The sequence below is a fragment of the Vibrio sinaloensis genome, assembly GCF_023195835.1.
GTDB lineage: Bacteria > Pseudomonadota > Gammaproteobacteria > Enterobacterales > Vibrionaceae > Vibrio > Vibrio sinaloensis_C.
The window spans coordinates 77,555-92,662 of sequence record NZ_CP096199.1 but is presented as its reverse complement, the minus strand read 5'-3'; the positions used below and the strand labels follow the sequence as shown (position 1 = coordinate 92,662).

Here is a 15,108-nt window from a genome sequence, read left to right as displayed (position 1 = left end):
AAGCTTAACTAAGGTCATTCATACCCACTCCCTTAACGTGTCGATGGTATCGCTATGAAAAAACTGTTTTTGGCTTTCACACTGCTTGCTCTCACTTCTGTGCCCGGTTTGGCACTGGCCGATAGTCGCCTTCAAGACGCAAGCATCAATGCAACCACTAACGCCCCTGTCTATACGCTCGACGATAAACTGGTGCTAGGACGCGTCGAAGATGTCTACCTCAATAGCATTGATGAGCTGCAGCAAGTGCCTATCGTGGGGAAAATCGACACCGGAGCGGATACCACTTCGATCCACGCCACCAACATTCACGTGACCAGTAACCATGCCGAGTTTGAGACCTTGCAAGATGACGCTCTGCTGCAAGCGTTGGTCGAACATCCTGATATAAGCACCGTTGAATATGATGATTGGGATGGCGAGCTGTTTGCCCCCTACCAAGTGACAGTCAGCTTTGACCTCTCTCATCCTTACGATGGTGAACAGGTTGCCGTGAGCTTACCTCTGACACGAGTGGGTATGATTCGCAATCGAACCCAAACCAAGCCGATTATTCGCCCGACCGTTACCTTGCCGATGACCATCGCAGGCATCACTGTTGCAACCGAGGTTAACCTCACCGATCGCAGCCAGTTTTCGGCACCTATCTTGATTGGTAAAACGTTCCTTGAAGACAATGCTTGGGTGTTTGCTGGGTTCGATTACCTTCAGCAGCAGCAACAAGCGCTGTTGATCGGAAAGAAAGAACAAGTCAAGGTAGCTGGGATCACGCAAAAGCTCACTTATTCACTGACCAATAACTATAGCGTGCTCAATGCGGCTAACATCAAAGTCGATCAAAGCGCACAGCAAGTTACATTTGATATCAATGACCCCCAAGGCAACACCAGCACCTTGACGCGCCCACTCGTGCGGATGCTCAACGTCAGTGGTGAACCACGCCCGATGGTTTACATCCCGGTCAGTTACCCAGATAAGCAGCGCCAATATTGGCTGGTTTACCTCAGCGACCGCAGTAAATTGAGCAGCCAAATTCGCCTCGGTAAAGAGACATTGAATCGCCACTTTATGATTGATACTGGTGCTGAGTCACTGCTGAGCGGATCGGGCACTCGCTTTAATCCGAAATCCAAAGCCTTGCAGGTGTCGGGCCAAGAAACACTGACCCTCGATGGTGTCACCCTCTCGGCGGAGCCATCACTGTTTGTGAAAACGCCACTGCTCAAGGTGCCCAGTTTTGAAATCTATCAAGACCGAGGCAAAGATTGGGTCACCTACTATCTTTCAACGTCAGAGGGGGATGCGAAACAGTTCTCTAAACCGATCAACAAAAAACTCAAAGTCGGCGACACAGTACGTCCGGTGGTATTTGGTACTTTTGTCATCCACGGTCAAGAGGTGGAACTTCCCTATGCCATCGATGTACTCGATAAAGACCAAATCGACGAACACTTTATTATTGGTCAAAATATGTCGCCAGATGGTGTACTGATCAATTCGCGCAGCGACCACTTACTCGACTCCTACCCCTTGTTTAAAGCCGGCCATATTGAGGTGGCGCAAATCGATCAGCTGAGCTTTCCAGTCAAACTCGACACTGGCGCTGACGTCACTTCGATCAACGCGCAAAACATCAAGCTGTTTAAACAAGCGGGTCAACAGATGGTCAGCTTTGATTATCACAACGACTTAGGCATGCAGCAAACCTTTACCTTACCTGTGGTTGATACCATGACCATTACTGCCAAAGCCGGTGAAAAACCAACGGTGCGCCCAGTGGTGGAGATGTTCGTCAAGCTCGGTAAGCTTGAGAAAAAAGTCAGAGTCAACTTGCAAGATCGCAGCCGATTCCACTACAGCATGATTCTAGGCAAAAACTTTCTTCAATATGGCGCTGTCGTCTCAAGCGACGAAAACTACATCTTGACCGAAAAGCCTGCCGGGGAAAAATAGCTCACATACCAATCGCATTAATTAGATGTTCAGATAATGGGTGTGATTAGTAGACAACGTCCCGCGCAATGCGGGATGTTGCACGCTCACTGGTAGCGAATGCTATTCACAAACCACTCTTTTTCCCCTTGTGGGGTCCGGACCACAAACTCATCGTCGACCGCTTTCTTTAACAGGGCGCGTGCCATCGGTGAGTCGATCGAAATATAGCCTTTCGCGTCGCCATAGATCTCGTCTGGACCAACAATGCGAAACGCTTTAACTTCGCCAGCGTCGTTCTCAATTTCTACCCAAGCGCCGAAAAACACCTTGCCCTCTTGTTGCGGTGAATAGTCGACGACTTTGACTTGCTCTAAACGCTTGCGCAGATACCGTACGCGGCGATCTATCTCTCGTAGCCGCTTCTTGTTGTATTGATAATCGGCGTTCTCACTTCGGTCACCCAAGCTGGCAGCCCAGGTTACTTTCTTGGTCACTTCGGGACGCTCCTCTTTCCATAAGAAATCGAGCTCTTTCTTAAGTCGATCAAAGCCTTCGCGCGTTATTAGGTTTGTTTTCATAATTCTGACGTTAATCAATTGCAGTTAGCCCATACATTAGCTAAAAAGGAAATAAACGTTAACAATTCTTTGCGCCAATCCCGCTCGAACGGTGTTACATTTCAAGCTGCGCCAAGTGCCGCGTCTGCGGTTAGCTCGCGCAAGCTGATTGAATAGGTGGACCATTACATGCAAGAAAATCACAAGATCTTAGTTGTTGATGATGATGCACGACTTCGTGCCCTACTTGAGCGCTACTTGTCTGAACAGGGCTTCCAAGTGCGTAGCGTTGCCAACAGTGAGCAGATGGACCGCCTACTGACGCGCGAGACTTTCCACTTAATGGTGCTGGATCTGATGCTACCGGGCGAAGATGGCTTGTCTATCTGTCGCCGATTGCGGAACGCCAACAACACCTTACCGATCCTGATGCTGACCGCCAAAGGCGATGAAATCGATCGCATTGTCGGTTTAGAAGTGGGCGCCGATGACTACTTACCGAAACCATTCAACCCACGAGAGTTACTGGCACGCATCAAAGCCGTGCTGCGTCGCCAAACCACAGAGCTTCCCGGCGCTCCGAGTAGTGAAGAGTCGATTGTTGAATTTGGTGACTTTCGTTTAAATCTGGGCACGCGCGAGATGTTCCGTGGCGACGAAGCCATGCCGCTCACCTCTGGTGAGTTCGCGGTGCTCAAAGCCTTGGTCACCAACGCGCGTGAACCGATGTCGCGTGATAAGTTGATGAATATGGCTCGTGGTCGAGAATATTCGGCGATGGAGCGTTCCATTGACGTTCAGATCTCACGTTTACGCCGCATGCTTGAGGTCGACCCAAGCAAACCGCGCTATATTCAAACGGTCTGGGGACTGGGCTATGTGTTTGTCCCAGATGGCAAAGAAGCTTAACGGCTTATCGATATCAGAGTGCGAGCCTAGGCTCGCACTATTTTTATCCGCACTTGTTCAAGGTAGGTGCCATGCGTATTCGCAGCTCATTTACTCAATCGATTCTTATCTTTCTCACCCTACTTATCGCCAGTCAGGTTTACTCCTACTACGCCGTATTTAACTATGCTCTGATGCCGAGTTTGCAACAGTTCAACAAGATTCTCGGCCATGAGATTAATCTGATGCTAGACGACTCGGCCAATCTGGAAGATGGGTTAAACATGGACGGACCGCTGCGACAGCGCGTGTTGGAGCAACTCGGGGTGACCATTCATGCTGAAGACAGTCCGATGGCTCAGGAGTATTACGACGCCATGACCATCGACCTGATGAGCGAAGAGATGAGTAACGAGCTCGATTCGGTCACCGATGTGCGAATGATGCTTGGTAAAGAGAGCTATATCTTGTGGATGAAAATTGATTCTCTGCCGGGCTCGCTGCTGCGCATTCCGTTGTCTGAGTTACAAGAAGAGGACTTCACTCCGCTGTTTCGCAACAGTTTGATCATGGCTATGTTGATTGTCGCCGGAGGCTGGCTGTTTATTCGTCTGCAAAACCGCCCGCTGATCGCACTGGAAAAAGCCGCTAAGGGAGTAGGTCGAGGTGAAATCCCACCGCCGATCCCAGAAAAAGGCGCCTCTGAGATCCGTTCGGTCACTCGAGCCTTTAACCAAATGTCGAAAGGGATTCAAGCCCTTGAAGAAGACCGAGCGCTATTGATGGCCGGCATCAGTCATGATCTACGCACCCCATTGACGCGAATTCGGCTGGCAACCGAAATGATGTCTCCGGAGGACAGCTACCTCGCTGAAGGGATCATCAGTGACACCGAAGAGTGTAATGAGATCATCAGTCAGTTTATGGATTACCTAAAGCCGGTCAACAAGCAGTCGTTTGTCACTGTTGATCTCAACGACATCGCCGAAGATGTCGCCTCTTCGGAGGGGGGCTACGAAGTACAGATCGAGACCAAATTCCACCAGCCACTCAAACCCACCTTGGGCAGCCCAATTGCGATTAAGCGCGCGGTCAGCAATTTAGTGGTCAACGCGATTCGCTATGGTAACGGTTGGGTACGAGTGAGTACGGGTATTACCGCCGACAACAAGCTGGTTTGGGTGTGTATTGAAGACAATGGTCCGGGCATCGAGCAGAGCCAAATTGGCAAGTTGTTTGAACCCTTTACTCGCGGCGATACTGCGCGAGGCAGCGAAGGCACCGGACTTGGCCTTGCGATCGTCAAACGCATCCTCAGTCAGCATAGTGGCTCGGTCATCGTCAATAATCGCAGTGGTGGTGGTCTCAAGGTGCAAATTAGTTTTCCTGCGATGAAGTAATACCAAGCAGGCAAACAAATCGGGCAGCGTGTGCTGCCCTTTTTTATCTCAACTACCAGCGCCCCTGATAACTCAATGGGTACTTACCTTCACTGTCTGCCTGAGTAGGCAACCATTGCAACTGCTGCTTCAGATTTTCAGGAAATGAGGCCTCAGGTTTAAACCATGCCGACAGCGTATAGCTGTGGTTTGCGTTGAGCTGAGCGGTAAAGCCACTGCTGACGTCAGCACTGTTCTGCTCGCCCTGCGCCGTCATCACATTCTGCTGACAGCTCACCTCGGCCACCACTGGACCGATGTTCAGCTCCGCCATCGGGGTAACCAGTTTATCGGTGTTCCACACCAATGTGCCCTCAGCGCGCTGACAATAGGGATCGGCGTAGTGGAAGTCGCGTAAACTCAGCTCTAGCTGACCGGTTAAATCGAGCGGTATCGGCAAACTTGGCGCAAATTGCATCGCTTGTTCGACCGGCATCGAGGCAAGCAAATTTTGTGCGTACGCGCCTTGGGTTGAGTAACCGACTATGCCACGGCCTTGCACGCCTATGTCGCTACCGCGCCCGAAGCGCACCTCGGCTTCTAGCTTGCCCGCTAGTAATTTGGTGACATTAAGCTGCCAAGTTACCGAGCCGTAATTTTGCTGTTGCCACTTCAGTTGATGCACGGAGCCTTGCCACAAGGTTCCCTCGACACCAGTCAGGGTCAGTGGTGTCGGCAACGGGGCGTACATGAGTATAAATTGCGCGGGCAGATGAACCAGCGCGCTAGTGGCGAGAATCGACATCAGCAACAGTGCCGAGAAGATGATTTTTTTCACGCGGTTATCCTCTACCGAGCTGCAAGCGATTAATCTCGACCATACCATCGCGCTCGGCTTTATCGATATCTAAAAACTGCACGCCAATACCATGGGTTTCCTGCAAAAAAGCCAGCCAATTGACGAACTGGTTGAAAGGCATAGGCGCAACCCAAACTTGAAATGCCTCACCGCGCGGCTGCACTCGAATCAGCTCAACATTAAAACGACCAACGCTCGAAGAGACCGCCTGATTGATCGGCAGGCTCGACACGGGTTGCCCACCTTGGCCTCGCAATTGGCTAATCTCATCGGCTTTATCTTTCACCCAACTCAGCAGCTGCTTTTCGGTTTGAATTCGCATTTGAGCTTGAGCAGCACGCTCACTCACTGGTTGCACCACGCCCCAATAGAGACCGCCAACCAACAGCAGCAGGCCACACACAACAACCAGGCGCTGTTCACGCTGAGAAATACTTAACCACCACTGCTGTAAGGTATTGATTAATTGCTTCATATTCACCACCTCACAAAGGCTTTAACACAAATGAGCCGTTGACCACGTCACCAGAGCGATTCAACTGACCTTGCTCAACCGAAAACTGCTCAGACAGCAGTTGCGTGGCGCGCTCAAAGGTTTGAAAGTCTTTACTCTGTGCTTGCAAGCGGACTTCATTACGGCCGCTGTCATATTTAAAGCTGGTTAACGACAGCGCCGGAACCTCAGATAGCATCGGAGTCATCTCGACTAACAGCTCCAGCAGGGCATTATCTGCACCGCCCCCCGCTAGCCGTGACGCTTCACGTTCCATTTCACGCTTCAAATAACTGACGGTCGGAATTCTGGTTTTACCCGGCAGTGATTGACGAAAAATCCGCTCGCTTTCGGCGCGGTACGCTGCCGCTTGCGCTTCGTAGTTTTGGATCTTAAGCACATTGTCGACCACGACCACAGCCAACAACAAACTCGCAGCGATCGCGACCTTTTGCCACACTTTCCAGTAGCGATGAAAAGAAGACTTAGGTTTAAACTGCCCGGTCAGTAGGTTGATTTTGCTTGTCAGCGCTTGCTGAGCCAGCAAGGCCATCACTAAACTCGGCTCAGCATGACGCCAGGCTTGCTCAGGCGCTAATTCAAGTTCAGGCAAGGGTGAGTAGGCACTTAACGGCAAGAATGTATCGTCTTGCTTGACCCAGTCCGACTTGGCCACTAACGGCAGCCAATCTGACTCTACCGCCATGCCTAGATAGGGCGATTTCTTTAGTAGCCAGCTTCCATTCAGCTCAACCGCACTGATCCCGTCACAATCGGGTAAGGCCAACGCATCGGGCATCACTTTCACTATCTGGCAGCCAATATCACGCAGCTTCGTCAGCACACTCTCAAACCAGCTACTGTCGACCGCACATACCTGCGCTCGGCCTTGCGCCTTATGCAAAATGGTAAAATGCAATTGATCCACATCTTGCGCCAAGTCGTCTTCCAGCACATAAGGCAACATCGCTTCAAGCTGACGATTTGCCCCAGCGGGAATGGCAATATCGGCCAGCACTAGACTGTCGCTGGCCAGTAGGACCAAGGTGCGACGCTGCTCAGCATACCCAGCCAACTCGGCTAACTCATGGCTACTCGCAAGCTCGCCGCTGGCAATCACTTCCTTTTGCACTTCAGACCACACTAGCCATTGCACAGCTTGGTCTGAATTGTTACTCAGTCGAACGATCAGAAACTCGTTCACCGATACCTCCGAAGCGACGGCGAATAACCGTCGCAGTTTCTTTATTGTTACTGTAAAGCAAGCTACGCAAGCGAACTCGGGCTTCAGCGACGATGATTTCAGCATCCAGTTCAAAGAACTGACTGGTGACCGCCAAATACCCTTTAGCTTTATCTCGCGACTCCGCATTCACGCTGCTTAGTGCACTTTCACTTAAAAAATCATCCACACTCGCCCAGCCATCAAAAGGACGTTGCTCCAGAAGCTGCTGAGCTGCATCAACGCTCAGCACTGGATAAAACAGCGCCGCTAACAAAGCGCTATCCTCAGGCGCGATGGTATTGATATTGAGGCGCAAGTCCGCCACCGGCAGCGCACAAATGAGTGGCGCGACTTTTTCCATCACCTCGCCCGAGACTTGTTGAATCGCCCTTAGCTCTGAGCTATCTGCGACTAAACTATTGGCGCTCATGTACGCAGGCGACATAGATTCGTAAAAGCTGTCTTCCACACCCAAGCTTGAATTGACGCTGTTATTGCTGTCGACATATTCCCACAAGGATTGAGCTATGGTTTCAGCCTGATAGCTGTCCACTTCTCGCACTTCGAGTAAACGTTGCAACACTTCAACCAAGTATGGCGTACTACTCGACCCCGTTTGGGCGAGGGCCAGTGCGTTCAAGTTAAAACACGCTTGCTTATCCAGCAATCGCCCGGTCATGGTGCCATAATCAAGCGGATAAGTTTGCTGCTCAATCGCCCAAGGCTGCGATAAGTTGATGGTATCGGAGTCGCGAAAACTCTGCTCGAGCCCAACTTTCGCCAGCGCTTCCGCCCCCAGACTGTACCAGTAGGCCTGTTGATAATTAAGCTGATTGTTAGCGCGGCGAAATTGACCAAACAGCCGATCCGCCATACTCGCCGCAATACTCACCATCACCGCCAGCAGCAGTAGCACGATGATTAGCGCGACCCCGCGCTGTTTAGCTACTGCCATCGCTACTGCCCTCACTGGGCTCTATCGCCCCGCCACCGGTTAGGTAAATGCGCTCAATTTCCCCGTAGTCTTCCAAGGTCAGCTTCACCGCCACTGCCTCAGGTAGCGCAAGCTTGGTTTGCCAGGTGTTTTGCCACTGTTGGCCATCAAAAAAGCGCAGTTCAAACCCTTCAACCTGCTCCAGCAGCGGCATCACTACTGGCTCCTGCCCCGCTGGGGTATCAACATAGCGCCAAAATACCCGTTCAAGCTGAGCCTCTTTGATGCGATAGCCGACTTTGCTCACTTCACCGCGAGGAAACTGCTGCTGTGGGTTGTGCCAGCCAGATCGGACAAACATCACACCTTTAGCATCGGAGTCGAGCAGATAGTCTTGCCAGTGCACCAGCAGCGGGTCGGGATCTTCACCATTGGTGCGCGACTGACGCAGCGCCATCTGGCGAAAATCGTTATCCATATACACTAAGGCGCGTTGCAACGATTTGAGTCGCTCACTGCGCTCAAGTGATATCTCATTGCTGCGCTGGACCTGATTGAGAACCTGATACGCGCCGACACTTAAGCTGGCGAAGATGGCGATGGCCACCAACACCTCAATCAGGGTGAAGCCTTGTTGCCGGAAGCCGAGTTGCCGAGCACGCTTAGTTGGGGACATAACTTCTTACGCTGACCACAGGATCGCCTTTTTCACTGGTGGCGACTTTGACATCAAACGCCTGCAGCATATCGCCTGCTGTCGGCACAGGCTCGACCTGCCAGTACCAGTCTCGGTTCGCCAACTGCTCTCGACCTTTTTGCTTACTCGGCTTATTGCCTGCGAGCAGCACCTTGGCCATCTGATTGTCAGCCACCATCGCAGCAAATGTCTTCTCTTCAACAAAGCTGAGGGTATTGATGTGCTGGCTTACCGAACGAATCGTGGCGATGGCTGCCGTGGCAAAAATCGCCAGTGCCACCAACACTTCGAGCAAAGTAAAACCGCGCTCAGTCCGTGTCATCGCTCTCTCCCGGTGCTAGTAGCACAATCTGGCCATTTTCTTTGGCCACCACACGCCACGCGTCTTGCTCGCTATCTCCTTGTTGCGGGTAAATAGCGACAGAAAACGGCGTCACTTCACCACTCGACATGATAAAAATCTGTGGTTTAGGCAAATTTTTCGCATCACTTTGCTCAGCGAACATCTGCTCGTCAAACAAGCTACCTGGGTTAAACAGGCGCTGCTTGTCGTTCCACACATCACCGCCTAAATCGAATTGCAAGGCAAGATTTGATGCCAGCTGTAACTCAGGTTTTATCTGCCGATCATCGAGTGATGTCCACCCTTCGCTGTCCAACGCCATAAAGCGCAGCAACGACGTTTTATCATCGATATACAAACCAAAGTCTTTTCCGCTCAGCATCGACTCTTCATTGAGTAGCGACACCCGATGGTAGAGTGACTGCGCCTGTTTCTTAGCGCCGTCTTCGGCGCTCACGGGCAAAGTGGAGATCACGGCCACCGAGGCCAGCGACATCAGCACCAACACCAGCAATATTTCAAGCAGGGTAAACCCCGAGTCACGCCCCATATCAGGTTCCGCTATCGATTACTGGAAGTCTTGAATGTTCCAGTTACCAATATCCGCATTGGCACCCTCGCCCCCTTCTTGGCCATCGGCTCCTAGGGTAAAGATATCCACGCTGCCATTATCACCTGGGCTCAGGTACTGATAATCATTGCCCCAAGGGTCTGTCGGTAGACGCTTGATGTAACCGCCACTGCGGTAATTGCGCGGCTCTGGGCTTGATGGCTTAGTCACCAGCGCTTGCAGACCTTGGTCGGTCGAGGGGTAAACGCTGTTGTCGAGTTTGTACATGTCGAGCGCATTTTCCAGCGCTACGATGTCGGTGATGGCTTTCTGCTGATCCGCTTTCTCTTTGTTGCCCAGCAAGTTAGGCACCACAAAGCTGGCAAGAATGCCCAAGATCACCACGACCACCATCACTTCCAATAAGGTAAAGCCAGACTGTTTGTTGTTTCTTTTGTTCATTGTTTTCTCCACAAGCGCAGCGCGATTAAAACCGCGCTATTATGAACTCATTAAGTTATTCATTTCTAAAATCGGCATTAAGGTTGCCATCACGATAAACAGCACCAACCCCGCCATTAATGCAATCAATACCGGAGTAAATATGCCAAGCGCAATATTGACCGTCGATTCAAAACTGGCGTCTTGGTTATCAGCAGCGCGAGTCAGCATGCTTTCCAGTTCACCACTCTGTTCACCACTGGCTATCATATGCAGCATCATAGGAGGAAACAGTTTGGTTTGTTCCAGAGCACGACGTAAGCTCGCCCCTTCACGGACATTCTCCGTCGCCACTAACACTTGCTGTTTGACATAGTGATTGGACATCACATCAACCGCGACGCGCATCCCTTCCAAAATCGGAATGGCACTCGACGTACAGATGGATAAGGTACGGGCAAAACGCGAGGTATTCAGACCGCGCGCTATCTTGCCCACCATCGGCATGGCAATCACTTTGCGATCCCAGCTTAAGCGCACCTTAGGTTGACTCAAGGCAAACTTCAGCAAGTAAAGCGCCATAATAAACGCCACCAGAAGATAGACGCCATAGCCCTGAACAAAATCACTGGCGGCGAGCAAGATCTGGGTCGATTGCGGCAGCTCTTGGCCCATTTGGACAAATTGGCCGACAATTTTCGGCACAACCGCCGCTAACAAAAACGCAACGATACCTACCGCAAAGACCACCAGCACCACAGGGTAGATCATCGCTTGCAGCAGTTTCGAGCGCATCTTTTGTCGATTTTCAGCATAGTCGGCTAGCCTTTCAAGCACCGAGTCGAGGTGACCGGACTTTTCACCCGCTGCGACCATAGCGCGAAACAGCTCGTCAAACACATGCGGAAAATCGGCCAAGCTGTCTGCCAAAGTGTAGCCTTCGGTCACCTTAGCGCGCACCGCAAGTAACATGGTGCGAATACGCGGTTTTTCCGATTGCTCCGACACCGCTTTTAAACACTCTTCCAGCGGCATTCCTGATTGCACCAGGGTGGCCAGTTGGCGAGTAATCAGTGCTAAATCTGGGGTACTCAGCCCACGCTTAAACTGTAGTCCGCCACTTTGACGACGTTTAGCGGCTTTCTGTCTGGTTTCGCTAACCTCAACCGGAATCAAGCCTTGCTCTTTGAGACGCGCACGCACTTGGCGAGCGTTATCGCCCTCTATGACCCCTTTTTTGCTCTTTCCTTTGGCATCCAGCGCCTTGTATTCAAATGCCGCCATTAGCTGTCCCTGGTCACTCTCAGCACTTCTTCTATCGAGGTCACGCCAGCAAGCACTTTATTTAACCCATCTTGACCAATGCTTGGGGTGCGAGCGCGGATGGCTTTTTCTATCGCCTGCTCGCCCGCTTCGCTGTGAATTAAGCTTTGTACCGCCTCATCGACCAGCAACAATTCATGGATCCCGGTACGCCCACGATAACCTTTGAAATTACACTGTTCACACCCACAGGCGCGATACAGCGTTAGCGATTGTTCAGCGGTCATATCGAACAGCTTTTTGGGTTTTTCATCTGCTTGGTAAGGGGTTTTACAATCTTGACATAGAGTGCGCACTAAGCGCTGTGCCAGCACCCCAAGCAGCGACGAAGAGATCAAAAACGGTTCGATCCCCATATCTCGCAAGCGAGTAATCGCGCCGACCGCGGTATTGGTATGCAGGGTCGACATCACTAAGTGGCCAGTCAACGAGGCTTGCACCGCGATTTGAGCGGTTTCTAAGTCGCGGATCTCCCCCACCATCACCACGTCTGGGTCTTGACGCAGAATCGCACGCAAGCCACGGGCGAACGTCATATCGACTTTAGGGTTGACTTGGGTCTGACCAATACCATCAATATCGAATTCAATCGGGTCTTCGACTGTGAGGATGTTGCGCTCGTTGCTGTTGATTTCGCTTAACCCCGCATACAAGGTGGTCGACTTACCCGACCCGGTTGGGCCAGTGACCAAAATAATGCCATGCGGGCGCTGAATCATCTGCCTAAACGCCTCGTGATTAGCCTCGGTCATACCTAAGCTGTGAAGGTCGAGTCGTGTCGCGTTCTTATCTAACAAACGCATCACCACCCGCTCTCCGTGCGATGAGGGCATAGTCGATACACGTACATCAACCGCACGACCACCAATACGCAAAGAGATACGTCCGTCTTGGGGAACGCGCTTTTCTGCAATATCTAACTTGGCCATCACCTTGACGCGTGACACCAACAGCGGGGCCAGTTTGCGGCTGGGCGCTAGGACATCACGCAGCACACCATCGACCCGGAAACGGATTGATAGGCTTTTTTCAAACGTCTCGATATGAATATCCGATGCCCCTTCTTTGATCGCCTCGCCCAACATGGCATTGATCAATTTGATGATGGGCGCATCGTCTTCTGACTCAAGTAAGTCTTCATCATGCGGTAAATCTTCGGCTAACGAGAAGAAGTCATCGCTATCTGCGCCGATGTCTTCCATCAATTGACGCGCCTCTGAGGAATCACGCTGATAGGCTTCAGTGAGCTTACGCTCGAACCCATCAATGTCCATCGCCTGCAACGTCAGTTTGCGGGTGCACACTCGCTTAACCTCAAGCAAAGCGGGCATCGACACCGGCTCGACGTAATACAGCAGTAACGCCTCCCCTTTTTGCTCCAACACCATTTTGAAACGGTTGGCAAAACTAAACGGCAGACGTTTTAACTTCGATGTGACCAGCGCGTCCATTACTCGGTTTCCATCTGATCGAGGAAAGCTTGGATTTCAGCCGGATGGCGAATCTCGTCGCCAAACTTTGGCAGCACAGGAATATGCGCGTCATCCATCAACTTGAGACCTTGGTCCGCTTTATACAACTGCTCTGCGCGAATAAAGTTGTATTTGCGTTGGGTGATGCCATCAGCCGTCATACCATCGCGAATAATGGTTGGCTTAATAAATACCATCAGGTTTTTCTTCTCAACTTGGGTACTGGTTGACTTAAATAAGTGACCCAGATAAGGAATATCGCCCAGCAGCGGCACTTTAGACTCACTTTCAAGCGCACGCTCGTCAATCAGCCCGCCCAGCACAATCATCTGACCATCTTCGACCATCACCGAGGTGTTCAGCTGGCGCTTGGCAAAGCGTACGTCCACGGCGCCATTGGCTCCCAGCACGTTTGACACTTCTTGTTCTATATTGAGCTGAACTGAATTGCCTTCATTGATTTGTGGCACCACTTTCAATTTGATTCCAACCTCTTTGCGATCCACCGTCTGAAATGGGTTGTCGTTATTGGAACCCGCGGTAGAGCCCGTGATCACTGGCACTTCTTCACCGACGATGAACGAGGCTTCGCCATTGTCCATCACGGTAATACTTGGTGAGGAGAGAATATTGGAGTTGGAATCGGTCGACACAGCGCTAATCAGTGCCGTCCAGTCGCCCATGACCACACTTAGCGCAGCGCCATTAACGCCGCCCAGCGCAGTAGCCAGTGTAGAGTAGTCGCCTCTAGTGGTGGTCTCTTCGTAATATTTGATCGCGCCGGTATTGGCGTCACGAATCGGTTTTTTCTCCACCTTGTCTTTGGCTTCTTCTAAACCGACCATCACCTGACCGATCGGTGCACCCGCGTTGCCATATTGGATCACCCCACCACTATCAAGCGATCCCCACTGCACGCCAAGATTAATACCATCCCCTTCTGCCATTTCGACAATCAGCGCTTCAATCAACACTTGCGCGCGGCGAATGTCGAGCTGAGAAATCACGTCTTGCAACGCAATCATAATATCCGGCGGCGCTGTCAGTACCAGGGCATTGGTTTCTGGGTGCGCGGCGATCATCACCTCTCCGCGGGTTGAGCTCGAGCCTTGCTTAGAGCCGCTCGATTTTTCCGCTTGCAGATTATCCGATACCCCTTTAAGCACATCGACTAAGTCTTCGGCTTTGGCGTACTTGAGGTAAACCACACGGTTATTGCCTTTGGACGCCATTTCGACGTCCAACTGCCTGATCAGCTTGCGCAGACGATCGCGCACTTTGGGATCGCCTGAAATCAAAATCGAGTTGGTTCGGTCATCCGCCACCAGCTTAGGTTGCAAAAACTCTGGCGTGCTCTTGGCATCTGCCGATTTGTTGAGCGCTTCAACGATGCGCACCATCTCTGCGGCGGAGGCATTGGCTAAGTCGACCACTTCGATCTCTTTGTCGCCCGCTTGGTCGACACGCTTGATAATATCGGCCAAGCGGTTGACCACCGCAGCACGGCCGGTGATCAAAATGATGTTTGCTGGGTCGTAATGCACCACGTTACCCGCTCCGGCATTGTCGTTGAGCTGACGCAGCAGCGGCGATAACTCTCGCACCGAGACGTTGCGTACTGCGACGACGCGAGTGACCACTTCGTCACCCTTAATGTCGCCATCGCCAACCACTGGTACCGCAGAGGTTTTCGCGTCTTTCGACTTGATGACTTTTAAGATGCCGTTATCCATCTCAATCACAGCAAAACCATACACTTCAAGTACGTTAAGGAAGAAGCTGTAATATTGCTCCTCACTGAGCATATCGTAGCTGCGCACATCCACCTTGCCGCGCACAGAAGGGTCAACAATGATGGTTTTTTCTAAATTGCGTCCAACAATATTGATGAATTCTTGAATGTCGGTGCCCTTAAAACTGGCACTGAAATCATTGGCCGTCACCATCATAGGTGAGGCCAGTAAGCTTCCCGCTAAAAGCCATGCGCTTTTGTTAAGCCAATGGTTCACTGT

Annotated in this window: 15 protein-coding genes; 3 read left to right on the top strand and 12 right to left on the bottom strand. The window is 51.5% G+C overall.

Features of this window, described 5'->3' with window-relative positions:
* The first annotated feature begins 54 nt into the window (after window positions 1-54).
* Window positions 55-1,953 (top strand): RimK/LysX family protein, encoded by a 1,899-nt coding sequence (locus MTO69_RS00425; protein WP_248330134.1) that lies wholly within the window; start codon window positions 55-57, stop codon window positions 1,951-1,953.
* Window positions 1,954-2,039: 86 nt separating this feature from the next.
* Here the strand turns inward: MTO69_RS00425 and greB are convergent, their stop codons facing one another.
* Complete coding sequence (gene greB / locus MTO69_RS00420) at window positions 2,040-2,513, bottom strand: transcription elongation factor GreB (RefSeq protein WP_248330132.1); 474 nt, start codon at window positions 2,511-2,513, stop codon at window positions 2,040-2,042.
* Window positions 2,514-2,681: 168 nt separating this feature from the next.
* Between greB and ompR the strand changes: the two genes are divergently transcribed.
* Both ompR and envZ read left to right on the top strand, forming a co-directional pair.
* Window positions 2,682-3,401, top strand: coding sequence for an osmolarity response regulator transcription factor OmpR (gene ompR / locus MTO69_RS00415; protein WP_176286571.1), 720 nt, complete (start codon window positions 2,682-2,684; stop codon window positions 3,399-3,401).
* 71 nt (window positions 3,402-3,472) lie between these two features.
* The gene (gene envZ / locus MTO69_RS00410; protein ID WP_248330130.1) at window positions 3,473-4,780 is read left to right on the top strand and encodes a two-component system sensor histidine kinase EnvZ; all 1,308 of its coding nucleotides are present in this window, start codon (window positions 3,473-3,475) and stop codon (window positions 4,778-4,780) included.
* A 52-nt stretch (window positions 4,781-4,832) separates the two neighbouring features.
* Here the strand turns inward: envZ and MTO69_RS00405 are convergent, their stop codons facing one another.
* Genes MTO69_RS00405 through gspD form a run of 11 tightly spaced genes read right to left on the bottom strand, consistent with a single transcriptional unit; the run spans window position 4,833 to window position 15,105 of the window.
* On the bottom strand, window positions 4,833-5,597 hold the full coding sequence (locus MTO69_RS00405; protein WP_248330128.1) for a type II secretion system protein N: 765 nt from the start codon (window positions 5,595-5,597) through the stop codon (window positions 4,833-4,835).
* Between the two features lie 4 nt (window positions 5,598-5,601).
* Complete coding sequence (locus tag MTO69_RS00400; RefSeq protein ID WP_248330126.1) at window positions 5,602-6,093, bottom strand: type II secretion system protein M; 492 nt, start codon at window positions 6,091-6,093, stop codon at window positions 5,602-5,604.
* A gap of 10 nt (window positions 6,094-6,103) precedes the next feature.
* On the bottom strand, window positions 6,104-7,315 hold the full coding sequence (gspL, locus tag MTO69_RS00395) for a type II secretion system protein GspL (RefSeq protein WP_248330124.1): 1,212 nt from the start codon (window positions 7,313-7,315) through the stop codon (window positions 6,104-6,106).
* Window positions 7,284-8,291 (bottom strand): type II secretion system minor pseudopilin GspK, encoded by a 1,008-nt coding sequence (gene gspK, locus MTO69_RS00390; protein ID WP_248330122.1) that lies wholly within the window; start codon window positions 8,289-8,291, stop codon window positions 7,284-7,286. Before gspK ends, gspL begins: the two co-directional genes overlap by 32 nt.
* A complete protein-coding gene (gspJ, locus tag MTO69_RS00385; RefSeq protein ID WP_248330120.1) occupies window positions 8,278-8,946 on the bottom strand; it encodes a type II secretion system minor pseudopilin GspJ in 669 nt (222 codons plus the stop codon). The genes gspK and gspJ overlap by 14 nt, the downstream gene beginning before the upstream one ends.
* Window positions 8,933-9,289, bottom strand: a complete 357-nt coding sequence (gene gspI, locus MTO69_RS00380; RefSeq protein ID WP_248330118.1) for a type II secretion system minor pseudopilin GspI — start codon at window positions 9,287-9,289, stop codon at window positions 8,933-8,935. Before gspI ends, gspJ begins: the two co-directional genes overlap by 14 nt.
* The gene (gspH, locus tag MTO69_RS00375) at window positions 9,276-9,860 is read right to left on the bottom strand and encodes a type II secretion system minor pseudopilin GspH (protein ID WP_248330116.1); all 585 of its coding nucleotides are present in this window, start codon (window positions 9,858-9,860) and stop codon (window positions 9,276-9,278) included. Before gspH ends, gspI begins: the two co-directional genes overlap by 14 nt.
* Window positions 9,861-9,878: 18 nt before the next feature.
* Window positions 9,879-10,322 carry a type II secretion system major pseudopilin GspG gene (gene gspG, locus MTO69_RS00370; RefSeq protein WP_248330114.1) on the bottom strand — a complete coding sequence of 148 codons (444 nt, stop codon included), beginning with the start codon at window positions 10,320-10,322 and terminating at the stop codon, window positions 9,879-9,881.
* Between the two features lie 39 nt (window positions 10,323-10,361).
* On the bottom strand, window positions 10,362-11,585 hold the full coding sequence (gene gspF, locus MTO69_RS00365) for a type II secretion system inner membrane protein GspF (RefSeq protein WP_248330112.1): 1,224 nt from the start codon (window positions 11,583-11,585) through the stop codon (window positions 10,362-10,364).
* A complete protein-coding gene (gspE, locus tag MTO69_RS00360; protein WP_248330110.1) occupies window positions 11,585-13,075 on the bottom strand; it encodes a type II secretion system ATPase GspE in 1,491 nt (496 codons plus the stop codon). Before gspE ends, gspF begins: the two co-directional genes overlap by 1 nt.
* Entirely contained in the window at window positions 13,075-15,105 is a 2,031-nt protein-coding gene (gspD, locus tag MTO69_RS00355; RefSeq protein WP_248330108.1) for a type II secretion system secretin GspD, read from the bottom strand. The genes gspE and gspD overlap by 1 nt, the downstream gene beginning before the upstream one ends.
* Window positions 15,106-15,108 lie beyond the last annotated feature (3 nt).